This window comes from Rhizobium sp. BT-226 (genome assembly GCF_025847085.2).
GTDB classification, from domain to species: Bacteria; Pseudomonadota; Alphaproteobacteria; order Rhizobiales; family Rhizobiaceae; genus Rhizobium; species Rhizobium sophorae.
On record NZ_JAOYTI010000004.1, the window covers coordinates 297209 to 319381 of the forward strand.

The window sequence follows — 22173 nt, forward strand, 5'->3', positions numbered from 1 at the left end:
AAAGGCTCTGTCGGTTAAATCGCCGTAAGGTGAAGGGTTTGGGTGCCGCTGCCCGGTCAAAGCTCGCGCAAGACGGGGGCTGCCTTCTGTCCGAGGATGCGCCAGGTGCCGATCAGGCCAATGCCGACGGTGAGTACCAGCGCGGTCACAAGCGTCAGTCCCGCCACGTCGGGCAGAAAGGTCGACGGCAGACGCATGATGCGGGCGACGATGAACCAGGCGGCGACGCTACCGGCGATCAACGCGAAGATTGCGGTCGCAAGCCCGAGGATCAGATATTCGTAGCTGAAGGCGCGGATCAGCATGGCGCGCGTGGCGCCGAGCGTCTTCAGCACCACCGCATCGTGAGTGCGCGCCCGGTTTCCGGCGGCAAGCGCGCCGGCAAGGACGAGAATCGAGGCGATGAGGGCGACGGAGGCTGCGGCGCGGATCGCGGTCGCAAGCTGTGCGACCAGCTGGTTGACGATATCGATCGCGTCCTTGACGCGCACACTGGTGATCGTCGGATAGGTGTTGGTGACGGATTTCAGGATCGCTGCATCTTCGGCCGGTGTCGAAGAAGGATCTGTCAGCGTCGCCAGCCACGCATGCGGGGCGCCGCGGAAGGTATTCGGCGAGAAGACCATGACGAAATTAATCGACAGCGATTCCCATTGGACGCGCCGTAGATTGGCGATCTTTGCCGTGATGTTGCGGCCGAGCACGTTGACGGTCACCGTATCGCCGAGCTTGAGGCCGAGTTCATGCGCCTCTTCCGAGGAGAAGGAAACGAGCGGCTCGCCGCTGTAATCCTTGTCCCACCATTTGCCTTCGGTGAGGGCAGCGTTTTCCGGCAGGGTTTCGGAATAGGTGATGCCGCGATCGCCGTTCAGCACCCAGCGGCCAGCGGCCGGCACGTTCATCTTGCTGACGTCCTCGCCGTTGAAGGCGATGATCCGGCCGCGCAGCATCGGCACTTCGACGAGTTTGCCCTGCGGCGCTTGGCCTTGGACGAGATCGCGGAAGGCGCCGACCTCGGCGCTCTGGATATCGACGAAGAAGAAGTTCGGCGCACCCTCGTTCATGCGGCCGGTCAGTTGCTGGCGCAGGTTGCCGTCGATCAGCGTCAGCGTCACCAGCAATGCCAGGCCGAGGCCGAGCGAGAGCACGACCGAGGGGGTCAGGGCGCCGGGGCGGTGGATGTTGCCGATCGCAAGCCGCAATGCCGGCGAATTGACGCGCGGGCTGCGGCGCGCAAGCCAGGCGATCAGCGCGGCGACCAGGCGCAGCACGACGAAGGCGAAGACAATCGCGCCGATGAAGACGACGGCGATGAAGCGGTCATAGGCGGTGAGGATGGCAAGCCCGGCAAGGCCGGCCATGAACAGGGCGGCAAGCAGGATGTAGGGCCAGGAGGGCAGGTGGCGGGCCTCGAAGCCCTGCTCGCGGAAGAGTGCGGTCGCCGGCACTTCGCGGGCGTGGCCGAGCGGCAGGATGGCGAAGGCGAGCGTCGTCAGGATGCCGAAGAGCGTGGCGAGCAGCAGGGCGCCGGGATAGAGGGTCGGCGTCGTCGAGACCGGCAGGAATTGCGCCAGGAATTGCGCGGCTAACATCGGCGACAGGGCGCCGATGACGAGGCCGATCAGGATGCCGCCGAGGGCGATGATGGCGATCTGGAAGAGATAGATCAGGACGACGACCTGCGCCGGCGCACCGAGACATTTGAAGGTGGCGATGGTGGTGCGCTTGGCATCCAAGAACGCGCGCACGGCATTGGCGACGCCAACGCCGCCGACGATCAGCGCGGTGAGGCCGACCAGCGTCAGGAACTGCGAGAAGCGGGTGATGTTTTCGGTGAGCGAGGGTGCGGCACGGTCACTGGTGCGGATCGCCCAGCCGGCGGAGGGGAATTCCTTGGAGGCGCGCGCCTGGATGCCCGACATCGCGGCCTTGTCTTCCAGCCGGATTTTATAGGCATGTTCGACCAGGCTTCCCGTCTGGATCAGCCCGGAGGCTTCGAGCGCCTGGCGGCTGACGAGCAGACGCGGCGCAAAGCCAAAACCTTCCGACAGCGCATCCGGCTCGGTTTTCACCGTGCCGGTGATGCTGAGCTTGACGTTGCCGAGCAGCAATTCGTCGCCGACCGCAAGCCCGAGCCGATCGAGAAGCAGTGGGGCTGCGACCGCACCATAGGTGCCGCCTTGGCCCGAAAGCAGTGCCGCAAGCGGATAGTCCGGCTCGGCCACGAACTTGCCGTAGAGTGGGTAGGCGTCATCGACGGCCTTGACCTCGACCAGCGCCTGATCGGAACCGTCGGGCTTGCGAGCCATCGAGCGCAGGCCTGTCGACACCGAAACGGTCCCGAGGCCTTCGAGGAAGCCGTTTTCCTGAGGGGTGGCTTCGCGGTTGTTGAGCTCGAAGCGGACGTCGCCGGCCAGCAGTTCCTGCCCCTGCGAGGCGATCGTGTCGGTGATCGACTGCGAAACGGAATTGACGGCGGCAATGGCGCCGGTGCCGAGCGCGATGCAGGCAAGGAAGATGTAGAAGCCGCGGATGCCGCCGCGCAACTCGCGCAGCGCCAGGCGAAAAGCGAGCGAAACGCGTGGCGTGATGATCCTCATGCGATCGCCGCTTCGCTGCGGCGGGCGGCGGCGCTGTCGCCTTCGATCCTGCCGGAGCGGACCCGAATCTGGCGCGAGCAGCGGTTTGCAAGCGAGACGTCATGGGTGACGAGAAGCAGGGTCGTGCCACGTTCGGCCTGCTTGGAGAACAGGAGGTCGGCGATCTGGCGGCCGGTCTCGGTATCGAGATTCCCGGTCGGCTCGTCGGCGATCAGCAGCGCCGGCGAGGGGGCGAGCGCCCGGGCGATCGCCACGCGCTGCTGTTCGCCGCCGGAAAGCTGGCCGGGATAGTGGTTCAGCCGTTCGCCGAGGCCGACCGATTTCAGCTCGCGATGAGCGATCTCGAAGGCGTTGCCGACATTGGCGAGCTCGAGCGGCACAGCGACGTTTTCCAGCGCCGTCATGTTGGCGATCAGGTGGAAGGACTGGAAGACGATGCCGATGTTGCGGCCACGGAAATCGGCGACCTGGTCCTCGCTGAGGCTATGGAGCGGCGTGTCGTTGATATGGATCTCGCCGCTGTCGAGTTTCTCCAGCCCCGCGAGCACCATCAGCAGGGTCGATTTGCCGGAACCGGAAGGACCGACGATGCCGACGGATTCGCCGGCATCGATATCGAGATCGATGCCCTTCAGCACATGGACGGAGGCGGCTGCGCTGCCAAGGGTCAGATCGGCGCCCTTCAACTCGATAATGGTTTTTGCCAACAGAAATCGCCCTATATAAGTCGGTAATCGAAAGGCCGCATAACGGCACCTCGCCAATCTAGGGAAACCAGGATGAGATTTAAAGTTGCCGCCCTTCAATTCACCGTCATCGCCGTCTCGCTGATCTTTGCCACTGCAGCAAATGCCCGGACGATCAATCTCGTCGGTTTCGGGGACAGTTTGATGGCGGGCTATCAGCTGCCGCCCGGCGACGGCTTTCCGGAAAAGCTGCAGGCGGCGCTGAAAGCGAAGGGGCTCGACGTCACCATCGCCAATGCCGGTGTCTCCGGCGACACGACGACGGGGGGGCTTGCGCGCATCGACTGGTCGGTGCCCGACGGCACCGATGGTGTCATTCTGGAGCTTGGCGCCAATGATGCGTTGCGCGGCATCCCGCCGGAGGAGAGCGAGAAGAATCTCGATCAGATGATTACCCGGCTAAAGGAGCGTGGGATTGCCGTGCTGCTCGCCGGAATCATAGCACCGCCGAACATGGGGGCGGATTATGCCGCACGATTCAACCCGATCTATCAGAAACTCTCGGAAAAACATGGGCTTCCCCTCTATGCCTTCTTCCTTGACGGCGTTGCGCTGGAGGCTGGCTTGAAGCTTGAGGACGGCATGCATCCAAATGCGAAAGGGGTCGACGTCATGGTCGAAAAGATGGAGCCTGCTGTCACAAATTTCGTCGAAACGATTTCTTCTGTGAAGAAATAGGGGCTTGCGCGGTTGTTGATTGCGTGATTCCGTGTGAGCACCTGCAAAAGATTCGGGGAGTGCTCGTGATGCCGAGACTGTTTGCCGCCCTCGAAATTCCGCGCAATGCGGCGATGAGTCTTTCATTGCTGCGCGGTGGCCTCCCCGGAGCACGATGGATCGATGTGGAGAATTACCACATTACTCTGCGCTTCATCGGTGATGTCGACGGCCGCACGGCCGATGAAATCGTTGAACGCCTCGACCGGATCGACCGGCCGGAATTCCAGTTCCGGCTTGAAGGCATCGGTTCGTTCGGCTCGAAGAAGCCGCATTCGGTCTGGGCCGGCGTCTCGCAATCGCCTGAAATGTATGCCCTGCAGGGCGAGATCGAGCGGATCTGCCAGCGCATCGGCCTGCCGCCGGATCCGCGCAAATTCACGCCGCATGTGACGCTGGCAAGGCTCAAATCCTCGCGGCTCGACGATGTCGTGCAATATCTGGCGGGACGCGGCAACTTCCACACCGCGACCTTCACCGCACCGCGCTTCGTGCTGCTTTCGTCACGCGAATCGGTCGGCGGCGGGCCTTACCTCACCGAGGAAGTATTCCCGTTGCACGAGGCGCGCTCGACGCCCAGCGTTTCGAGCAGGCTGTTGCAGCCGGTCAAGAGCCTGGTATAGACCAGCTCGAAACCGCCCGGGCCGCCATAATAGGGATCGGGGATCTCCTCTCCGGTTCCCAGCGCGATGTCACCAAAGAGACGGATATTCGCCCCAGGCGGTGCGCTCTTGCTAAGCGCCGCTAGGTTGTCGCGGTCCATGGCAAGGATCAGATCGAAATCCCTGAAATCCCTCGGCTGGACGCGGCGGGCGCGCTGTCCCGATATGTCAATGCCGTGACTTTTCGCGATGGCGATCGAACGCCGGTCGGGCGGCTCGCCTTCATGCCAGCCGCCGGTGCCGGCGGAATCGACCGTAAAGCCGCCGCTCAAGCCTGCCTCGGCGACGAGATCGCCAAAAATTCCCTCCGCGAGCGGAGAACGGCATATATTGCCCATGCAAACGAAGAGGATGCTGATGCGTTTCATCGGTAAACCTGTCGGAAGATGAGAGGACCATGGCATGAAAATGGAAAGACTGGAACGGGCAGCGGTTGAGGCGCAACTGGTCGAGCTTGCGGGCTGGGTGCTCAATGATGTGGGTTCTTCGATATCGAAGACATTCAAGTTCGCAAATTTCGTCGAGGCTTTCGGCTTCATGACGCAGGCAGCGCTCGCAGCCGAGAAGCTCAACCACCATCCCGAATGGTTCAACGTCTATTCCAGGGTGGATGTGACGCTGAACACGCATGATGCCGGCGGACTGACGGAGCTGGATTTCAAGCTCGCCAAAGCCATGGAGAAGGCTGCGGCGCGACGTGTCGTTTGACAGTGGGGCCGATTGAAAGCCGGTCCGCCATCACCATATGTTCGCTTGGACGAAAGGGATGCAGGGATGGACGAGGTCAAATTCGGGGAAATCCTGTTGCCGGGCGACGAGGACACCCAGAGCCGGCGCGAGAAAACCGTCAGGCAGAAATTCTGGCCGACGTTCCGGCGGGCGGTGCGGCAGATCCCGTTCTCGCGCGATGTGGTCGCCGGTTTCTATTGTGCGCTCGATTCGCAGACGCCAACGAAGGTGCGCGGCGTGCTGCTTGCGGCACTCGCCTATTTCGTCATGCCGGTCGACATGATCCCGGATATTTTCGCCGTCATCGGCTTTTCCGACGACATCGCCGTGCTTTCGGCCGCTTTCGCCATGGTGCGCGGTCATATCCGGCCGGGCCATTACGAAGCGGCCGACCGCGTTCTTGCCGACCGGCCGGAAGAAGCAATGAAGACGATTTAGGCGATTTCGCGTTCCAGCACCTTGCGGAGTTTGCCGAAGGCAAGCCGGATGCGCGACTTCACCGTGCCGAGCGGCAGCCCGGTTGATTCGGCGATCTCCGAATGCGATTGGCCGAGGAAGAAGGCGGCGCGCAGCATGTCGCGCTGCTCCTCCGGCAATTGGCCGACGGCGGCGCGTATCTTGGCGTCGCGATCGTCATTGGCGATGATTTCTTCCGCGCCGATATCGGCCGGCGGCTGCAGGGCTGGATCGGTCTCATCGAGGATGCGGGTGTTGGTGCGGCGCTGCATGTCGATGCGGCGGTTGCGGGCAATGCGGAAAAGCCAGGTCGAGAGGGATGATCGCGTGGCATCGTAGAGCTCTGCCTTGTGCCAAAGAACGATCATGATCTCCTGGACCAGTTCCTCGGCCTCGCCTGATGTCATCCTATGGCGTATCAGCCAGGCCTTCAGGCGGGGTGCGAAATAGTCGAACAGGATGGAAAAGGCCTGCTGATCGCGATCGTCCGCGACGGCCTTCGCGAGGGCAGCGAAACGCTGTCTTTCCTCGGCATCCATATCTCCTCACCAGCCCCCTGCGGCAATAATTTCGTCCCGGATTTCCAAGTCTTACTGAGGTACAACGGATTTGGGAAAGGTCAAACTCTTGCCTGAATCTTTGTGTCTTAAATTCAGCCGAACGGACGGCCAGTGCCATTGGGGCACGGTGTCGCGGTCGATACCGTCAAAGGGGCGAAAATTGACACTCGAGCTGAAATGACACAGGCAGATACAAATCGCAGCTATTGTTGACCATTTGGTAACCTGAATTAAGTCAAAATAAAGCAGATCGTGATTATGCGGCGCCCGCTATGATCGCTTCGGGCCTTGAATCGCAAGAACCGGCAGGAATCCATGTTTGTAAAAAGTATCGTATCCGCTCTCGCACTCACCCTGACCATGGCCGGAGTTGCGACAGCGCAGCAGGCTGCGCCGAACCGCATCCAGCAGTTCCAGGCATGGGGCGCCTACTCCTACAAGTCGGGCAACAGCACCGTCTGCTACGTGCTGTCCGTTCCGACGGCAAAGCAGCCGGCAAGCGTCGACCACGGCGACAATTTCTTCATCGTCTCTCAGCGTCCGGGCCAGAACATCTCCTACGAGCCGCAGGCGATGATGGGCTACACGGTCAAGGAAAATTCGAAGATCAATGTCGTCATCGACAACAAGACCTTCGTGATGTTCACCAAGGACAAGGCCGGCTGGGTCGAGAATGCTGCCCAGGAGCCGGCCCTCGTCGCGGCGATGAAGACCGGTCATTCGATGACGGTGAATGCCGTTTCGCGCAAGGGCACCGGCACCTCCTACAGCTATTCGCTCTCGGGCATCTCGGCTGCGCTGAAGCAGATCGAAACCTGCAAGTAAGCTTTTTTGTTCTCAGAGTTTCGAGGGCCGGCCTTGCGCCGGCCCTCGTCGTTTCCATCTATAGTGACGCGCGGGCAAAATGATGCTAAAGGCCGCGCAACAGCGGACAGATCGCGATATCCGTCGCCGTTCCGCCATTCAACTTCTGCCGATGTGCTGTCATGCGCCCGCAGGTCTTCCGGCTTACCGCTGAAGTCCGCGGGGTTGCGAGGAGCAGCTACATGTTTGAATTCGGGATGAATGCCTATGTCCGTCATGGATGCGATCGTTGTCACCAAGCCGCAGGCGCGCACGTCCGCCAACCTCGAGAAGCCGTCGTTGATCGGCATGTCGCGCGAGGAGATGGGGGCGGCACTCCGGGAAAAGGGTGTGGCCGAGAAGCAGATCAAGATGCGCGTCTCGCAGCTCTGGAACTGGATCTATGTGCGCGGCGTCTCCGACTTCGACCATATGACGAATGTCGCCAAGGACATGCGCGAGATGCTGAAGCAGCATTTCACCATCGCACGTCCCGAGATCGTCGAGGAGCAGGTTTCCAACGACGGCACGCGCAAATGGCTGCTGCGCTTTCCGCCGCGGGGCGCCGGGCGTCCCGTCGAGATCGAGGCCGTCTACATTCCGGAAGAGGGCCGCGGCACGCTCTGTATCTCAAGCCAGGTCGGCTGCACGCTCACCTGTTCCTTCTGTCATACCGGGACGCAGCGTCTGGTGCGCAACCTGACGGCGGAGGAAATTCTTTCGCAGCTGCTGCTTGCCCGCGATCGGCTTGGCGACTTCCCGGACCGTGAAGCGCCGCAGGGTACGATCATGCCTGCCGAGGGCCGCAAGGTCAGCAACATCGTCATGATGGGCATGGGTGAGCCGCTCTATAATTTCGATGCCGTCAAGCAGGCATTGCTGATCGCGACCGATGGCGACGGCCTGTCGCTGTCCAGGCGCCGCGTGACGCTTTCCACCTCCGGCGTCGTGCCGGAGATCTTCCGCACCGGCGAGGAAATCGGCGTCATGCTGGCGATTTCGCTGCATGCGGTGCGCGACGATCTGCGCGACATTCTCGTGCCAATCAACAAGAAGTACCCGCTGAAGGAGCTGATCGAAGCCTGCCGGACCTATCCTGGCCTTTCGAACGCGCGGCGCATCACCTTCGAATATGTGATGCTGAAGGATGTCAACGACAGCCTGGAAGACGCCAAGGGGCTGATCAAGCTCCTGAAGGGCGTGCCGGCGAAGATCAACCTCATCCCGTTCAATCCCTGGCCCGGCACCAATTATCAGTGTTCCGACTGGGAGCAGATCGAGAAGTTCGCCGATTTCATCAATTCGGCAGGTTATGCCTCGCCGATCCGCACGCCGCGCGGCCGCGACATCCTTGCTGCCTGCGGCCAGCTGAAATCGGAATCGGAACGTATGCGCAAGACCGAGCGCCTGGCCTTCGAGGCGATGATGATCGCCAATCACGGCGCCGACGACTGATCAGCAAGTTTGATCCTCGCTACAATTCTCCGCGATTGATTTCAGGGGGCGCTTTTCCTAAAAGTGCCGCCAAAATCATTCAGGAGGATCGCCATGCGCCCGATTTTACTCGCTCTTGCCGCCACTTTGGCCCTTTCCCTGCCCGCGAAGGCTGATGACGTCACCGTCGCCGTGACGGCGATCGTCGAACATCCGGCGCTGGATGCGGCGCGCAAGGGCGTTCTCGATGCGCTGACGGCCGCCGGCTACAAGGAAGGCGAGAACCTGAAATTCGTGTTCGAATCGGCGCAGGGCAATCCGGCGACGGCAGCCCAGATCGCCCGCCAGTTCGCCGGCGACGAGCCCAATGTCATCGTGCCGATCTCGACGCCATCGGCCCAGGCGGTCGTCTCCTCGACGCGTGACATTCCCGTCGTCTTCACGGCGGTGTCCGATCCGCTCGGCGCCCAGCTCGTCAAGAACATGGACAAGCCCGGCGGCAATGTCACCGGCCTCTCCGATATGTCGCCGGTCGCCGAGCACCTTGCGCTGATCAAGGAAATCCTGCCTGATGTGAAAACCATCGGCTATCTCTACAATTCCGGCGAGGCGAATTCCGTTTCGCTGCTCGCCGTGTTGAAGGCTGAAGCCGAAAAGGCTGACCTGAAGGTGGTCGAATCGGCCGCCACCAAATCGGCCGAGGTCCAGGGTGCGGCGCGTGCGCTCGTCGGCCGCGCCGATGCGATCTACATTCCGACCGACAACACGATCATCTCCGCGCTTGAAGGCGCCGTCGCGGTTGCCGAGGAGAGCAAGTTGCCGCTCTTTACCGCCGATACGGATTCGGTTTCGCGCGGCTCGATCGCCGCCCTCGGCTTCGACTATTATGATGTCGGCAAGCAGACCGGCGACATCGTCGTGCGTGTGTTGAAGGGCGAGAACCCGGGCGACATCGCGGTCAAGACTGCCGCCGGCAGCGACCTCGTCGTCAACAAGGCGGCGGCCGAGAAGATGGGGGTCACCCTGCCGCAGAGCGTGCTTTCCCGCGCTAACAAAGTCATCGAATAGTCGGCCGGTACTTCTAACGCCTTCGATGTATTCAACCGCTCTCGTTTGCACGGGAGCGGTTGTTCGTATTAAAAGGCTCCGTTTCGCGACGGGCGGAGCGGACACAAAAAGGGGCTGAAAGCCTTGAGCCAAATCGCATTCTGGGGGGCCGTCGAGCTCGGCCTGGTTTATTCTTTCGTCGCTCTGGGCGTCTATCTCGCCTTTCGAGTTCTGGATTTTCCCGACCTGACGGTCGACGGCTCGTTTCCGCTTGGTGCGGCGGTGACGGCGGTGCTGATCATTGCCGGCGTCAATGCCTGGCTTGCGGCTCTGATCGCCATGGCGGCCGGTGCCGCCGCGGGCATGGTGACGGCGCTGCTCAACGTGCGCTTCAAGATCCTCAATTTGCTCGCCTCGATCCTGACGATGATCGCACTGTTTTCGGTCAATCTGCGCGTGATGGGCAAACCCAATGTCGCCCTCATCAATGCCGACACGATGATCAGCCCGTTCTTCGGCCATGGCCTTCGCGATTTCTACGTGCGGCCGCTCTTCGTCGGTGTTCTGGTCGTCATCGCGCTCATCCTGGTCTGGCGTTTCCTGGAAAGCGATGCCGGGCTGGCAATGCGGGCGACCGGCGCCAATGCAAGGATGGCGCGGGCCCAGGGTGTCGATACCAGCCGGCAGATCTATCTCGGCATGGCGATCTCCAATGCGCTGGTGGCGCTCGGCGGCGCGCTGTTTGCCCAGACAAACGGCTTTGCCGATGTCACCTCGGGCGTCGGCACGATCGTCGTCGGTCTGGCTGCCGTCATCATAGGCGAGACGCTGCTCGGGCGGCGCGGTCTGTTGATCGCGCTTGTTGGATGCGTGCTCGGCTCGATCCTCTATCGCATCGCCATCCAGCTGGCGCTTTCGAGCGACGTCATCGGGTTGCAGGCATCCGACCTCAATTTCGTGACGGCGGTGCTGGTGACCGTGGCGCTCATCCTTCCCCGCCTTCGCGGAGGTGCCGCATCGTGATCAGCGTCAAGGACATCAAGGTTGTTTTCGGGCGCGGCACGCCGCTGCAGAAGCAGGCGCTGAACGGCGTCAGCCTGACCATTGAGCAAGGCTCCTTCGTCACGGTTATCGGCTCCAACGGCGCCGGCAAATCGACCCTGCTCGGCGTGCTCGCCGGCGACGTCATTCCGAGCGAAGGGCAAGTGCTGATCGGCAAGCACGAGGTCACACGCAAATCGACGGCGGCGCGCGCCGGTCTGGTTGCGCGCGTGTTCCAGGATCCGCTGACGGGAAGCTGCGGCGCCCTGTCGATCGAGGAAAATCTCGCTCTGGCTGCCCGGCGTGGAGAGAAGCGCGGACTTGTATCGGCGCTCGGCAGCAAGCGGCGCGACTATTTCAAGGAACGGATCGCCGAGCTCAATCTCGGTCTGGAGAACCGCCTGAAAGACCGCATGGATCTGCTCTCCGGCGGGCAGCGGCAGGCCGTTTCTCTCGTCATGGCGACGCTGGCGGGATCGGAAGTGCTGTTGCTCGACGAACATACGGCAGCACTCGACCCCGGGATGGCTGAGTTCGTCATGAACCTGACGCAGAAGATCGTCGCCGAGCGCAAGCTGACGACGATGATGGTGACGCACTCGATGCGGCAGGCGCTGGACTACGGCCATCGCACGATCATGCTGCATGGCGGCGAGATCGTTCTCGATGTGGCAGGGGACAACAGAAAGAACCTGCAGGTCGAGGATCTGATCGCGATGTTCCGCAAGATGCGCGGCCAGACGCTGGATGATGATGCGTTGCTGATCGGTTAGCGGGCAGGTGATCGTTTCACGCCCGGCGGATCGATCAATCGACCGCGGGCGGATCGATCAACCGACCGCGCGCGAATTGCTGCTGAAACACGAGCGGCGCTGCGATCCAAATATCAGATCTTCTGCTGAAAGAAGATGATATCAGTGATCATATGCCGCTCGTCCTCGGCGGGCCGTCATCAAGAGCAGACTTCCACCAGCACGCGATGGCCGTACTGGTTGAGCCATTCCGGCTGGCACTGTTCCGGGTAATAGTCGTCATCGCCGAAGAACAGACGATTTCTATCATGGAAGGCGAAACGGCCGTCGCGGTGTCCGCCGAAATGGCTAGCTCCGCCGAAATAATGCGCTCCGAAGCCGCGATCGGCGAAATTGCCGCCGCCCATATGCGTACCACCGCCGAAGTGGCCGCCGTCACGCGAGAAGCCGCCACCGCCATGGCCTCCGCCGCCGTGAGCTAAGGCAGGTGTTGTCGCTGTAAGGGACGTGGCGGCAAACGTCAGCGCAACAACTCCTGCTGTTATGATATTGCGGAACGTAATCATGGGCTTATCCTTTCAAGGTAGCTCTTCGTGAGCCGTAAAGGATATGTGGGCAGCGAAGGTGGCGTGGCCTAGCCACAATTGCCGACTTACGATCATATGTTGATCACAAGTAATCGCGCGAAAGGCATGGAATAATTTTGGAAGACGACGAAATTCGCGGTCACTGCCTGCTCCGGCATGGCGTCTCGCGAATATTGGCGTAGCTGGCGGCGGATCATTTCACGACTGCGGGCGGATCGATAAGCCGACCGCGGGCTTACCTCGCCTGGGTGAGCAGGATTTTCGCGGCGAAGATCGAGAAGACGCCGGCGAAGGTGTAGTCCATGCCGCGCAGCACTTTCTTGTTGTTCTGCAGCCAGGAGGCCAGCCAGTCGGCGGCAAAGACGACGCTTGCGTTGACCGGCATGCCGATCAGAATGAAGCAAAGCCCAAGGAAAAGCAGCTTGTGGGTGACGGCTGGATCGCCGGCGCTGACGAATTGCGGCAGGAAGGTCATGAAGAAGATGATGACCTTGGGGTTCAGGAGATTGACCCAGAAGCCTGACGAGATGTTCGAAAGTGCCGTGCCCTTTTGCTCCTCGACCTTGGCGACGGTGAGCTTCGAGCCGAAACGGATCGCCTGCACCGCCAGCCAGAGCAGATAGGCGGCACCGCCGGTCTTCAGGATCAGGAAGGCGGTCGGTGAGGCGGTGATCAGCGCCGAAATGCCGAAAGCGACCAGCATGGTGTGGACGACGATGCCGAGGCTGGTGCCGACGACAACGAAGAGCGCCGCCTTCTTGCCCTGGGCCAGCGCGCGGCTGATCGACAGCGTCATATCAGGCCCTGGGGTCGCCGCGAGCAGCAGCGTCGCGGCGGCAAAGGCGAGAAGGGTCGGAAGGCTGGGCAGGAAATCCATGACACACTCCGAAGGTCGGAAAGATCCGACGATCTCTTACCCGGCTTTCGGAAAATTACCAATCAAACCTTCTGATGGTGCCGATTACTTCTGTTCGAGGAACGCCTTGAACTTGTCGGCATAGTCCTTGTGCCAGCGCGACAGCGGCGGGCGGTTTTCGATGATATCGCCCGCGGCCCAGGCCATGCGACGTTCGTCGACCGGGCGGGCAACGTCATTGTCGGGGCAGAGAATATAGAAATCGCCGCGTTCGAGGCTTTCGACCATGAAATCGACGGTTTGCTCCGGCGTCCAGGCAGCGGCAGGTTTTTCCGCGCGGTCGCCCTTGGTGAGGCCGGTGAAGACGAAGCCGGGGATCAGAAGGTGGGCGGAGATTTTTCCGCCTTCGGTGTTGCGAAGCTCATGCTGCAACGCTTCGGTGAAGACTTTCACACCAGCCTTGGAGACGTTGTAGGCGGGGTTGCCGGGCGGCGTGGTGATGCCCTGCTTGGAGCCGGTGTTGATGATCAGGCCCGGCTCGCCATGCGAGAGCATCTTCGGGCCGAAAGTGCGCGTGCCGTTGATCACGCCCATCAGGTTGACGGCGAAGATATTGTCCCAGTTCGCCTGCGGGCTGAAGATCGAGGTTTCCGGGCCGATTCCGGCATTGTTCATCAGCACGTGCACACGGCCGAAACGCTGGAGCACGGCGCGTTCGAGCGCCTCTAGAGACTCCTTGACTGCGACGTCGGTCTCGACCGCCATCACATTTTCCTCGCCGGCAATGGCCTTGAGTTCGTTGGCGGCGTCGGCCAGCCGATCGCCGCCGAGATCGGCTATGGCGACGCTCATGCCGCGTCCGGCGAAGTATTTCGCCGCGGCAAGACCGATGCCGGAGGCGCCGCCGGTGATGACGGCAACATTGGATTTCTTGAAAATGTCTTGAATATTCGTCACGGGACTGGCCTCTCTTCGGAGCATTGTTCGGACGATGCCGAATATGGTAGTTTCGCAGTGCAAGTCAAACCTGCGAGGTACCCGCGCGTGGCCAAGGTCGTGTCCATCAGAATCGATGATCACATGGAGGAAGACGCCGGCTTGAGGCTTCCGCCGCGCAAGGCAGAGCTTGCAGCCATCGAGGCAGCCATTATCGACGGTGAGAAATCCGGCAAGCCACGGCCTTTTGATTTTGATGCTTTTATCGAGGGAAAGCGAGCACGCCGCGGCCGCCAATGAAAGCGCTTGTTCTCTCGCCAGCCGCTGCCGACGATATCGACAGGATTTATGACTCTACGGCATGAATATCGCGGCTCGTCTCTAAACTGGGCTTGTGCTGTCCGGCTTGGCCTTGCGTCACGCGCCAATCTCGCTAAAAGTGCCGCGACACCGGGTTTTGCCGGCCTTTTATGCAACGGACCTCATCATCATGGCATCATACAAAGACGTGAAGAAAGTCGTTCTCGCCTATTCGGGCGGCCTCGACACCTCGATTATCCTGAAGTGGCTGCAGACGGAGCTCGGCGCCGAAGTCGTCACCTTCACCGCCGATCTCGGCCAGGGCGAAGAGCTGGAGCCGGCGCGCAGGAAGGCTGAGATGCTCGGCATCAAGGAGATCTATATCGAGGATGTGCGCGAGGAGTTCGTGCGCGATTTCGTCTTCCCGATGTTCCGCGCCAATGCCGTTTATGAAGGCGTCTACCTGCTCGGCACCTCTATCGCCCGGCCGTTGATTTCCAAGCATCTGATCGATATCGCCCGCAAGACCGGTGCGGACGCGATCGCCCATGGCGCGACCGGCAAGGGCAACGACCAGGTTCGTTTCGAACTGTCCGCCTATGCCCTGAACCCCGACATCAAGATCATCGCGCCGTGGCGCGACTGGGCGTTCAAGAGCCGCACCGACCTGCTCGCCTTCGCCGAACAGCACCAGATCCCGGTGGCCAAGGACAAGAAGGGCGAAGCGCCGTTCTCGGTCGATGCCAACCTGCTGCATTCCTCTTCCGAGGGCAAGGTTCTGGAAGATCCGGCGCAGGAAGCTCCGGAATATGTGCATATGCGCACCATCTCGCCGGAAGCTGCCCCCGACAAGGCGACCACCATTAAGGTCGGCTTCCGCAAGGGCGATGCGGTCTCGATCAACGGTGTCGAGATGTCGCCGGCCACGCTGCTCGCGACGCTCAATAATTACGGCCGCGACAACGGCATCGGCCGCCTCGACCTGGTCGAGAACCGCTTCGTCGGCATGAAGTCGCGCGGCGTCTACGAGACGCCCGGCGGCACCATCCTGCTTACGGCGCATCGCGCTATCGAATCGATCACGCTCGACCGCGGTGCCGCCCATCTCAAGGACGAGATCATGCCGCGTTACGCCGAGCTGATCTATTACGGCTTCTGGTTCTCGCCGGAGCGCGAGATGCTGCAGGCGCTGATCGACAAGAGCCAGGAGCATGTCGAAGGCGAAGTGACGCTGAAGCTCTACAAGGGCAATGTCATGGTCATCGGCCGCGAAAGCGACAAGTCGCTCTATTCCGACAAGCTCGTCACTTTCGAGGACGATCAGGGCGCCTACGACCAGAAGGATGCGGCCGGCTTCATCAAGCTCAATGCGCTGCGCCTGCGCACGCTCGCCAAGCGCAATCTCGTGAAGTAATCGCGGTTCACCTTCGAACCGGATACGAGCCCGCCGGCATTGCCGCGCGGGCTTTTTCGTGGAGTGAGGTGGCAAACGCCCGCCTCTTCTGCTCACCGTGGCAGAGCTCGAAGAGTCAGTTGCGGGGCTGCAGCAATGCCAGAACGATAGTCGATAACGCCAAGACGGCCGTAAGTGTCAATGGCGCTGACGCACCGTAGTGATCGACAACGTAGCCGCCGAAAAGCGCACCGATGCTGATGGCGACCTGGAAGGAAACGACCATCAGGCTGCCAGCAGCCTCCAAGGCATCCGCTGCGCCGCGAGACAAGTTGGTAGGTAGTACCACCGGAGCCATCCCAAAAGCGAATCCCCAAACTGTAACCAGAGCAAACGCGATGCCGCTAAATGCACCCCAGAGTACGAGAGCAAACGCCGCAAACGCCATCAATGCGGCGGTCACAGCGAGTGCCGTACGGATATTGGCGTCTGCCAGTCGGCCTCCGGCGACATTGCCAATCACCGCGGCGATGCCAAAACCGAGAAGCGCCAAGGCAATCGGCCCCGTGCCAAGCAGGGTTACTTGTTCGAGGAAGGGTCGCACGTAGACTGAGCCGGCAAAATGTCCCGTCATCAGCAAGAGGATGGCAAGCATTCCCAGTTGAACAGTGCGCCGTTTGGTCAGCCGGAAGACGTCAGAAAGACTGTTACTTGTGTTTGCGGGTAGAGTCGGCAAGCTGAGAATCTGCAGCAGCATCGCAATCACTGCGAGGCCTGCGGTCATGGCCGTGGCGGCACGCCAGCCAAGCCAATCGCTGATCAAAGCACCCATGGATGGTGCAGCTATAGTGGCAAGAGAGACGCCCAGAGTGACTATTGCCATACCCCGCCCTGTCGCATTGGCGCCAACCAATCTCGCCACCACGGCAACTGAAAGTGCCCAGAAGCCACTTAAGGCGATGCCCAGTCCGGCTCGGCCCAATAACAATAGCCAAAAATCCGTCGCGAGGGCGGCCACGAGATTGGAGCCGATAGCCAAGGCGCTTAGGCCAACAAGGACAGTCTTCCGGTTCAATTTGCCGATGAGAACATTACTAAGTAAGGCCGTTACCGCGCCAACAGACGCGGTTGCAGTGACAACCTGACCAGCTGTTCCCTCGCTGATGCCAAGGTCACGCGCCATCGGCGTCAACAGGCCCGCGGGCAGGAATTCAGCTGACACAAGCGCAAAACTTGTGGCTGCCATTGAAATAACGGCAAACCAGGTGGTGGGGCTCCATGAACTCGGAACGGTAGAATCGAGGCCGATCGCGGTGCCGTCGAGCTGTGATGTTGTATCCGTCATTGAAATACCTCCAAGGTTTGGAGGACTTCATAGCGGAGTCTTTCAGGATGATATGTATCCTAAAGTCCGAATTCTATGTCTGTTCGTCCGGAAATGGTGCGACGCACAACGCCAGGTGAAACGCTGGTAATACGTTTAAAGGCGCGCGCGAACGAAGCTTCAGATTCGTAGCCCAGTTGAGAAGCGACCTTCGCAACCGACATATTTTGACCGAGCAACTCTCGCGCAAGCTGCATACGCAGACGGGTGAGATATCGTGCCGCGCCTTCCCCCAGGATGGCACTGAAGCGTTCAGCGAAGATCGAGCGCGATTGGCCTGCCACGCCGGCAAGGGTCTCCAGCGTCCAGTCGCGGCCGGGATCTCGGTGCATTGCTGCCAGCGCTCGACCGATATGAGGATCACGGATCGCAGCGAGCCAGCCGCTGGTCGAGGCTCCGCTGCAATTGACCCAGCAACGAATGAGCCGCGCGACGAGTACGTCGGCCATGCGTGACAAAACCGTGGCGCTGCCTATCTGGGGCTGTGACGCCTCTGCTGTCATGGCGGCGAGAAGGGGGCCGACGACCGGATCATTGCCAGCAACATCACAACCCCTGATAATCGGTGGCATCAGAGCGATCAATGGGTTGAGGGCGTTCGCATCTAAAGCCATGGAACCGCAGAACAGGGTGCTCGTCGCTCCTGTTCCTTCCTGCACCACTTCGCAGACATTGCCTCCAAACTTGGTAACCTGGCAGCTCTTAAGCGAGTCTCCGACAACATCAGGCTTGCTGGCCAACCGGTGTTCGACACCCTGCGGCAACAACACCAGATCGCCGTGTTGCAACTCCTGCCATCCCTGGGCTTCGGTATGGATCCAGCATGGTCCCTCACTGACGAAATGAAAGCGAAGCAGTTGTTGCTGCGGAAAGGCGATGCTCCATGGATCGCGGAGCTCACATCGGCCGTAGTTGACGCCGCTCAGGCGAAAGTCCTGTAGAACTTCGCTTAGTGCGTCCATGGGAACAGGCGTCGAAGATTGGGATGAACGATCAACCATTGGGCCAATTTATATGCCAGGCGTCCAGCATGCAAGTATGGCATCTGTTGTCGTGGCCGGCTCTGAGATCATCAATGGGAATGGGCGCAACTGCTCCCTTTTATTGTAGAAATCCATGTCTCAGCCTAGCTGACACTGCGACCCCGGCTCGCCAATGGCACAAAAAGCCGAGCCGGGGCTTAATCCAAACGCTGTCCGGCGGGGTGCAGCTCCTCGTCGGCTTTGTCTGAATTGAAGTCGACGACCTACATTACTGCACGGATGTCGTTACGAACTCCGGCCGCTTTAGGGCAGCAGCATCCACTGCCGCGATGGCCGATATGAGGGCGCATTGCTGCCGTGGTCGAGGTCGCATATCGGCCCAAAGCGCACAACAGGTTGCTCTGTCGTCCCTGCTGGCGGGGCTCGTCCATTCGAATTCTGGACGTCAAACGACCCACCTAGCCTATGATTCCGCGGAGTTCGTCGTTGCGCCAGGCGCTAGAAAATCTTGTCGGTGGGAAGTCCGAGCGCGAATGAACCCGCGTATTGCGCCTGGGCTCCCGGCTGCATCGGATGATAGCGAGCGCCCTGTATGTCACGGAAGCAGCGCTCCAGCCCGTTCTCTCGATAGAATGCCGCGCCGCCTGCGACCTCCATTGCAAGCTCCGTCACCTCGATAGCGTGCCGTGCGACCAAGGAGCGGCCGATCATAACCTCGTTGACGGTTTCCGCGGACGGTTCGTTTCGAGCAACTACCTCTAACATCCAGCGATGCGCGATCTGTGCGGCCCTCAAAGAGGTTTCCATGCGCCCGACCAACCCGATCACATGATCGCTGTTGGCCTTGCTACGGACCATCTTGACTGCGATGTCGCGGGCGCTCTCGGCGACGCCAAGATAGACCGCGTAGATCAGAGGAAACGCGATCATGGCGATGACTTGAAATACTGGATGCCATTGCCCCGCGCTTCTGGAAAATGCGACACTCGCATCCGGCACGAAGAGGTTTTCGATGATGATATCGTTTGACCCGGTTCCCCTCATTCCAAGTGTTCGCCACGTATCCTCTATCGAAACCTCTGGCGATGCCATCGGAACGCCGAAATGAATGACGGAGCGCGCGCCGTCCTGTTCTTCATAAACGGCACCGGTCATCAGGATGTTTCCTGCCGCCGCGCCGGAAGTGAAGCGTTTACGCGCGGTGATCTGGTATCCGCCATCAACTTTCATGGCCTTTCCCGATCCGCCGATCCAGTCCGATCCGCCGCTCGAGAGCAATATGATTTGCTCCGATGCAACACGTCTCAGGAGCGGCTCCACCGCGGCCACCTTTTGATGACGCCAGCGCCAGGCGGGGATGGCGACTTGATGGGTATGCATGGAAAAGGCAAGCGCAGTGGACCCACATGCATGAGCAATGGATTTGAGCATCTCAGAAAGTTCGGGCACTTCCGCGCCCAGCCCGCCCAATTCGATTGGAACGCCTGCCCGCACGAGTCCAGATTCCTTTAGAAGTGCGTAATTCTCGCCGACGAAGGTGTTGCTCTCGTCGATCGATGCGGCGCGTTGCGCGATGGTGGGCAGGACCGAATTGGTTAGTTCGACAATGGTCCGACCGCCGGCAAGGTTCTGTTTTGGTTCTGTAAGCCCGAGCATATCAATGCCTCCTATCTCGTGAGGATTGAGACTCTGCGCTCGTTTCACAATTGCGGCTAGTACACGAACTGTACTGAACGCCGCCGGACGTATGGCCAGGCAAGGAGCATTTGGCGGACCGGTTGTTTTGCAATATTGTGCCCGATCCAGACCGGTGGAGGTCCTTATGGTAGAGCGTGACGGCTACGGGCAATTCTGTCCAGTATCAATGGCGTCGGAAATCCTCTGCTCGCGGTGGACGACCTTGGTCGTCCGCGAATTTCTTTGCGGATCGACGCGCTTTAATGAGTTGCGTCGCGGTCTACCAAAAATGTCTCCGGCACTCCTATCAAAACGACTGAAAGAACTGGAACAATCGGGCGTCATCACGGTGACAAGGAGTGCGAACGGCATTACCGATTACCAACTCACGGCAGCGGGCGAAGAATTGAGACCTCTGATCATCGGTCTCGGAAATTGGGCTCAACGGTGGATGGAATCGCGACTTTCCTTGAACAATCTCGACCCTTCTCTGCTCATGTGGGACATGCGGCGGAGCCTCGATACAAGAAGACTTCCGACCCGCCGTTGTACGATACAGTTTCTGTACCCGGAACTTTCGGCCGCGCAAAAGAGCTGGTGGCTTGTGGTCGAAAACGGAAAAGTCGATCTCTGCAACTTCGATCCGGGCTATGATGTAGACCTTCTCGTTGAAGGGTCGCTGCGTTCGATGACCGCAATTTGGATGGGCCTCACGACCATACGTCAGGAAACCGATGCAGAAACGCTCAAACTTGAAGGGGACAGGGTCCTGGCGCGCGACATGCAGGAATGGCTCGGTCTTAGTGTGTTTGCCAAAACCCCCCGGATGAGGGCTTGAACCATCGAAGGCGAGTGGTTCTGACGGATACAGCCCAGCAACGAAGACCCGTCACCCAGCCGGAAAATTGGCACGCATTCCTGCAGAAGCCGATGCCCGCTCTTGGCGCATAGCCGCTCAATCGACTGCTAAACCGGAATGAGCCGCCGCGGGCAGCAGCTTTCGGCGTAGACGATCTGGCTCTTGGATGACGGAATTGCGGGCGCGCAAAGCAGCCGCATCCTTCAACAACGAACAGATGTCCGCCTCGGGTCGAACGCCGCCTCCGGTAGCGTTTGCTACCTGATCCCACTCTTCGTGGCAGTGCACCACCCTTGACGGACGGCCGTGATCGCTTAGTCTGTTGTCATCATCCTCCGGAGCATTTCCATGACGCAGTCTTTGCTCTTCGGCGCCTTTCTGGCGGCGCTCTTTTACGTGCTCATTCCGGGACCCGCCTTTTTGCAGCTGCTCGGCATCGGCGCCGGGCAGGGCCGCAAGGCGGGCGCCTTCTTCATGATGGGGCATCTGGTCGGGGATCTTATCTGGTCGTCGCTGGCGCTGATCGCGATCGTCGGGGCAAAGACGATCGGAACCTACGTCTTCGACCTGCTCGGCCTTGCCTGCGGCTTCTACCTCGCCTGGATCGGCTGGAGCGCCGTCAATGCCAAGCCGAAAGCGGAGGGTCAGGCGCTGGTGGTGGTCGAGCGGCCGTTTCGCCGCGGTCTGATCTTCGGCGTCACCAATCCGAAGGGCTATCCGGTGGCGCTCGCCACCTTCACGGCGCTGGTTGCAGGCTCGGCCGGCGCGCTCGATTTCGAAGCGTTGCCGGTGCTGCTCGTCGTGTCGTTCGTCGGTTTCGTGACGGCCGACATCATCCTGATCGGCATCATCGGCGCCGGTACGGTGCGCCGCTTCTATCGTGCCCATGAACGGCTGATCGTGCGCTGCTCCGGCGTGCTTTTCATGGGATTTGCCGCTCAGGCGCTCTGGCACGCAACGCCCGGCCTGCTCGGCTGGCGGAAGGCCTGATCTAGAGCGCGTCGCGCCAAGCGTGCAACATGCGACGCGCTTGTTCTTGGATTTATGCGTGCGTGAGGTCACGCATTCAGGAAGCTGACGATCGATTTCAGCGTCTGGACCTCTTCAGAATCGCCGATCGACATGGCGATCTGCAGCTGATTCTTGTAGTAATCGAGGAAATTGAAGCTGGTGCCGTCGGTGACGCTGGAGAGATCGATGATGTTGCCGAGCGGATCGATCGCATGCATCGGCAGCGGTTCCGAGATCGCGGCGTAGGTGTTTTGATCAATCAGGCCACTGTCGAAACCCTGGCGTGCGTAATTGCGCAGTTCTCCAGGGCTGACCGCGGTGAAATCCGGGCCTTCGCCAACATCGTCTTCGATCTGGAACGAGGCCGGGGCGGGAGCTCTGGTCTCGATTTGAATATCAGAGGTCTTCGAACTTTTTGCGTTATTAGGATTGTTTTTAAAAAGCAAACTCTGAGAAGACCGCACAGAAAAAATTTCCATGGCGCATGTCCCCTTACAAGAAGATCACCTGGAAACTAGCGCTTGCGCGTGATTCGCGTCAATCGTTAACGATTGGTTAATTTTCACGTATCAATTGTTGTCCACCAGATTTGGCAGGCGC

24 protein-coding genes are annotated in these 22173 nt (G+C 60.4%); 13 read left to right on the top strand and 11 right to left on the bottom strand.

Annotated elements, in window-relative coordinates; genetic code table 11:
• Positions 1-56 precede the first annotated feature (56 nt).
• Entirely contained in the window at positions 57-2600 is a 2544-nt protein-coding gene (locus tag OIU37_RS25930) for an ABC transporter permease (RefSeq protein ID WP_264259026.1), read from the bottom strand.
• Positions 2597-3307, bottom strand: a complete 711-nt coding sequence (locus OIU37_RS25935; protein WP_264259027.1) for an ABC transporter ATP-binding protein — start codon at positions 3305-3307, stop codon at positions 2597-2599. The genes OIU37_RS25930 and OIU37_RS25935 overlap by 4 nt, the downstream gene beginning before the upstream one ends.
• 72 nt (positions 3308-3379) lie before the next feature.
• Here OIU37_RS25935 and OIU37_RS25940 point away from each other — a divergent pair, with 72 nt between their 5' ends.
• The gene (locus OIU37_RS25940; protein ID WP_264259028.1) at positions 3380-4024 is read left to right on the top strand and encodes an arylesterase; all 645 of its coding nucleotides are present in this window, start codon (positions 3380-3382) and stop codon (positions 4022-4024) included.
• A 68-nt stretch (positions 4025-4092) separates the two neighbouring features.
• Positions 4093-4686, top strand: a complete 594-nt coding sequence (gene thpR / locus OIU37_RS25945; RefSeq protein ID WP_264259029.1) for an RNA 2',3'-cyclic phosphodiesterase — start codon at positions 4093-4095, stop codon at positions 4684-4686.
• On the opposite strand, the gene OIU37_RS25950 is transcribed toward thpR, so the two are convergent.
• Positions 4593-5093, bottom strand: coding sequence for a low molecular weight protein-tyrosine-phosphatase (locus OIU37_RS25950; protein WP_182208559.1), 501 nt, complete (start codon positions 5091-5093; stop codon positions 4593-4595). The two genes, thpR and OIU37_RS25950, sit on opposite strands and share 94 nt — an antisense overlap.
• 34 nt (positions 5094-5127) lie before the next feature.
• Here OIU37_RS25950 and OIU37_RS25955 point away from each other — a divergent pair, with 34 nt between their 5' ends.
• Both OIU37_RS25955 and OIU37_RS25960 read left to right on the top strand, forming a co-directional pair.
• Positions 5128-5433 carry a 4a-hydroxytetrahydrobiopterin dehydratase gene (locus OIU37_RS25955; RefSeq protein WP_264259030.1) on the top strand — a complete coding sequence of 102 codons (306 nt, stop codon included), beginning with the start codon at positions 5128-5130 and terminating at the stop codon, positions 5431-5433.
• 66 nt (positions 5434-5499) lie between these two features.
• Positions 5500-5892 carry a YkvA family protein gene (locus OIU37_RS25960; protein ID WP_171604558.1) on the top strand — a complete coding sequence of 131 codons (393 nt, stop codon included), beginning with the start codon at positions 5500-5502 and terminating at the stop codon, positions 5890-5892.
• Here OIU37_RS25960 and OIU37_RS25965 read toward each other — a convergent pair.
• The gene (locus tag OIU37_RS25965) at positions 5889-6449 is read right to left on the bottom strand and encodes a sigma-70 family RNA polymerase sigma factor (RefSeq protein ID WP_264259031.1); all 561 of its coding nucleotides are present in this window, start codon (positions 6447-6449) and stop codon (positions 5889-5891) included. The two genes, OIU37_RS25960 and OIU37_RS25965, sit on opposite strands and share 4 nt — an antisense overlap.
• 336 nt (positions 6450-6785) lie before the next feature.
• On the opposite strand from OIU37_RS25965, the gene OIU37_RS25970 reads away from it, so the two are divergent.
• From OIU37_RS25970 to OIU37_RS25990, 5 genes are all read left to right on the top strand, one after another.
• Entirely contained in the window at positions 6786-7295 is a 510-nt protein-coding gene (locus OIU37_RS25970) for an invasion associated locus B family protein (protein WP_171604560.1), read from the top strand.
• 246 nt (positions 7296-7541) lie between these two features.
• The gene (gene rlmN, locus OIU37_RS25975; protein ID WP_094087195.1) at positions 7542-8768 is read left to right on the top strand and encodes a 23S rRNA (adenine(2503)-C(2))-methyltransferase RlmN; all 1227 of its coding nucleotides are present in this window, start codon (positions 7542-7544) and stop codon (positions 8766-8768) included.
• A 93-nt stretch (positions 8769-8861) separates the two neighbouring features.
• A complete protein-coding gene (locus OIU37_RS25980; protein ID WP_264259032.1) occupies positions 8862-9815 on the top strand; it encodes an ABC transporter substrate-binding protein in 954 nt (317 codons plus the stop codon).
• Positions 9816-9938: 123 nt separating this feature from the next.
• A complete protein-coding gene (locus tag OIU37_RS25985; RefSeq protein ID WP_017989717.1) occupies positions 9939-10817 on the top strand; it encodes an ABC transporter permease in 879 nt (292 codons plus the stop codon).
• Positions 10814-11608 (top strand): ABC transporter ATP-binding protein, encoded by a 795-nt coding sequence (locus tag OIU37_RS25990; RefSeq protein ID WP_171604563.1) that lies wholly within the window; start codon positions 10814-10816, stop codon positions 11606-11608. The genes OIU37_RS25985 and OIU37_RS25990 overlap by 4 nt, the downstream gene beginning before the upstream one ends.
• Before the next feature lie 179 nt (positions 11609-11787).
• Here the strand turns inward: OIU37_RS25990 and OIU37_RS25995 are convergent, their stop codons facing one another.
• The 3 genes from OIU37_RS25995 to OIU37_RS26005 all read right to left on the bottom strand — a co-directional run bounded on the left by OIU37_RS25995 (position 11788) and on the right by OIU37_RS26005 (position 13987).
• Positions 11788-12153 carry a hypothetical protein gene (locus OIU37_RS25995; protein ID WP_264259035.1) on the bottom strand — a complete coding sequence of 122 codons (366 nt, stop codon included), beginning with the start codon at positions 12151-12153 and terminating at the stop codon, positions 11788-11790.
• Positions 12154-12409: 256 nt separating this feature from the next.
• Positions 12410-13051, bottom strand: a complete 642-nt coding sequence (locus OIU37_RS26000) for a LysE family translocator (RefSeq protein ID WP_222354277.1) — start codon at positions 13049-13051, stop codon at positions 12410-12412.
• A gap of 84 nt (positions 13052-13135) precedes the next feature.
• The gene (locus OIU37_RS26005) at positions 13136-13987 is read right to left on the bottom strand and encodes an SDR family NAD(P)-dependent oxidoreductase (protein WP_264259036.1); all 852 of its coding nucleotides are present in this window, start codon (positions 13985-13987) and stop codon (positions 13136-13138) included.
• Between the two features lie 87 nt (positions 13988-14074).
• Between OIU37_RS26005 and OIU37_RS26010 the strand changes: the two genes are divergently transcribed.
• On the top strand, positions 14075-14266 hold the full coding sequence (locus tag OIU37_RS26010; RefSeq protein WP_168312923.1) for a type II toxin-antitoxin system ParD family antitoxin: 192 nt from the start codon (positions 14075-14077) through the stop codon (positions 14264-14266).
• Between the two features lie 190 nt (positions 14267-14456).
• Positions 14457-15680 (top strand): argininosuccinate synthase, encoded by a 1224-nt coding sequence (locus OIU37_RS26015; protein ID WP_264259037.1) that lies wholly within the window; start codon positions 14457-14459, stop codon positions 15678-15680.
• A 115-nt stretch (positions 15681-15795) separates the two neighbouring features.
• On the opposite strand, the gene OIU37_RS26020 is transcribed toward OIU37_RS26015, so the two are convergent.
• From OIU37_RS26020 to OIU37_RS26030, 3 genes are all read right to left on the bottom strand, one after another.
• Positions 15796-17004 carry an MFS transporter gene (locus OIU37_RS26020; protein ID WP_180696492.1) on the bottom strand — a complete coding sequence of 403 codons (1209 nt, stop codon included), beginning with the start codon at positions 17002-17004 and terminating at the stop codon, positions 15796-15798.
• Between the two features lie 59 nt (positions 17005-17063).
• Positions 17064-18044, bottom strand: coding sequence for an AraC family transcriptional regulator (locus OIU37_RS26025; RefSeq protein ID WP_180696491.1), 981 nt, complete (start codon positions 18042-18044; stop codon positions 17064-17066).
• 480 nt (positions 18045-18524) lie between these two features.
• Entirely contained in the window at positions 18525-19682 is a 1158-nt protein-coding gene (locus OIU37_RS26030) for an acyl-CoA dehydrogenase family protein (RefSeq protein ID WP_180696490.1), read from the bottom strand.
• Positions 19683-19848: 166 nt separating this feature from the next.
• On the opposite strand from OIU37_RS26030, the gene OIU37_RS26035 reads away from it, so the two are divergent.
• Both OIU37_RS26035 and OIU37_RS26040 read left to right on the top strand, forming a co-directional pair.
• Positions 19849-20541 (top strand): helix-turn-helix domain-containing protein, encoded by a 693-nt coding sequence (locus OIU37_RS26035; RefSeq protein WP_171604571.1) that lies wholly within the window; start codon positions 19849-19851, stop codon positions 20539-20541.
• 369 nt (positions 20542-20910) lie between these two features.
• Positions 20911-21552 (top strand): LysE family translocator, encoded by a 642-nt coding sequence (locus OIU37_RS26040; protein ID WP_171604573.1) that lies wholly within the window; start codon positions 20911-20913, stop codon positions 21550-21552.
• A gap of 68 nt (positions 21553-21620) precedes the next feature.
• On the opposite strand, the gene OIU37_RS26045 is transcribed toward OIU37_RS26040, so the two are convergent.
• The gene (locus OIU37_RS26045) at positions 21621-22052 is read right to left on the bottom strand and encodes a hypothetical protein (protein WP_171604575.1); all 432 of its coding nucleotides are present in this window, start codon (positions 22050-22052) and stop codon (positions 21621-21623) included.
• Positions 22053-22173: the final 121 nt, after the last annotated feature.

Bases quoted from the DNA above. Each gene is read 5' to 3' on its own strand.
- OIU37_RS25930 (WP_264259026.1), bottom strand. From the start codon at position 2,600: ATGAGGATCATCACGCCACGCGTTTCGCTCGCTTTTCGCCTGGCGCTG.
- OIU37_RS25940 (WP_264259028.1), top strand. From the start codon at position 3,380: ATGAGATTTAAAGTTGCCGCCCTTCAATTCACCGTCATCGCCGTCTCG.
- thpR (WP_264259029.1), top strand. From the start codon at position 4,093: ATGCCGAGACTGTTTGCCGCCCTCGAAATTCCGCGCAATGCGGCGATG.
- OIU37_RS25950 (WP_182208559.1), bottom strand. From the start codon at position 5,093: ATGAAACGCATCAGCATCCTCTTCGTTTGCATGGGCAATATATGCCGT.
- OIU37_RS25955 (WP_264259030.1), top strand. From the start codon at position 5,128: ATGAAAATGGAAAGACTGGAACGGGCAGCGGTTGAGGCGCAACTGGTC.
- OIU37_RS25960 (WP_171604558.1), top strand. From the start codon at position 5,500: ATGGACGAGGTCAAATTCGGGGAAATCCTGTTGCCGGGCGACGAGGAC.
- OIU37_RS25965 (WP_264259031.1), bottom strand. From the start codon at position 6,449: ATGGATGCCGAGGAAAGACAGCGTTTCGCTGCCCTCGCGAAGGCCGTC.
- OIU37_RS25970 (WP_171604560.1), top strand. From the start codon at position 6,786: ATGTTTGTAAAAAGTATCGTATCCGCTCTCGCACTCACCCTGACCATG.
- rlmN (WP_094087195.1), top strand. From the start codon at position 7,542: ATGTCCGTCATGGATGCGATCGTTGTCACCAAGCCGCAGGCGCGCACG.
- OIU37_RS25980 (WP_264259032.1), top strand. From the start codon at position 8,862: ATGCGCCCGATTTTACTCGCTCTTGCCGCCACTTTGGCCCTTTCCCTG.
- OIU37_RS25995 (WP_264259035.1), bottom strand. From the start codon at position 12,153: ATGATTACGTTCCGCAATATCATAACAGCAGGAGTTGTTGCGCTGACG.
- OIU37_RS26000 (WP_222354277.1), bottom strand. From the start codon at position 13,051: ATGGATTTCCTGCCCAGCCTTCCGACCCTTCTCGCCTTTGCCGCCGCG.
- OIU37_RS26015 (WP_264259037.1), top strand. From the start codon at position 14,457: ATGGCATCATACAAAGACGTGAAGAAAGTCGTTCTCGCCTATTCGGGC.
- OIU37_RS26020 (WP_180696492.1), bottom strand. From the start codon at position 17,004: ATGACGGATACAACATCACAGCTCGACGGCACCGCGATCGGCCTCGAT.
- OIU37_RS26025 (WP_180696491.1), bottom strand. From the start codon at position 18,044: ATGGTTGATCGTTCATCCCAATCTTCGACGCCTGTTCCCATGGACGCA.
- OIU37_RS26030 (WP_180696490.1), bottom strand. From the start codon at position 19,682: ATGCTCGGGCTTACAGAACCAAAACAGAACCTTGCCGGCGGTCGGACC.
- OIU37_RS26035 (WP_171604571.1), top strand. From the start codon at position 19,849: ATGGTAGAGCGTGACGGCTACGGGCAATTCTGTCCAGTATCAATGGCG.
- OIU37_RS26040 (WP_171604573.1), top strand. From the start codon at position 20,911: ATGACGCAGTCTTTGCTCTTCGGCGCCTTTCTGGCGGCGCTCTTTTAC.
- OIU37_RS26045 (WP_171604575.1), bottom strand. From the start codon at position 22,052: ATGGAAATTTTTTCTGTGCGGTCTTCTCAGAGTTTGCTTTTTAAAAAC.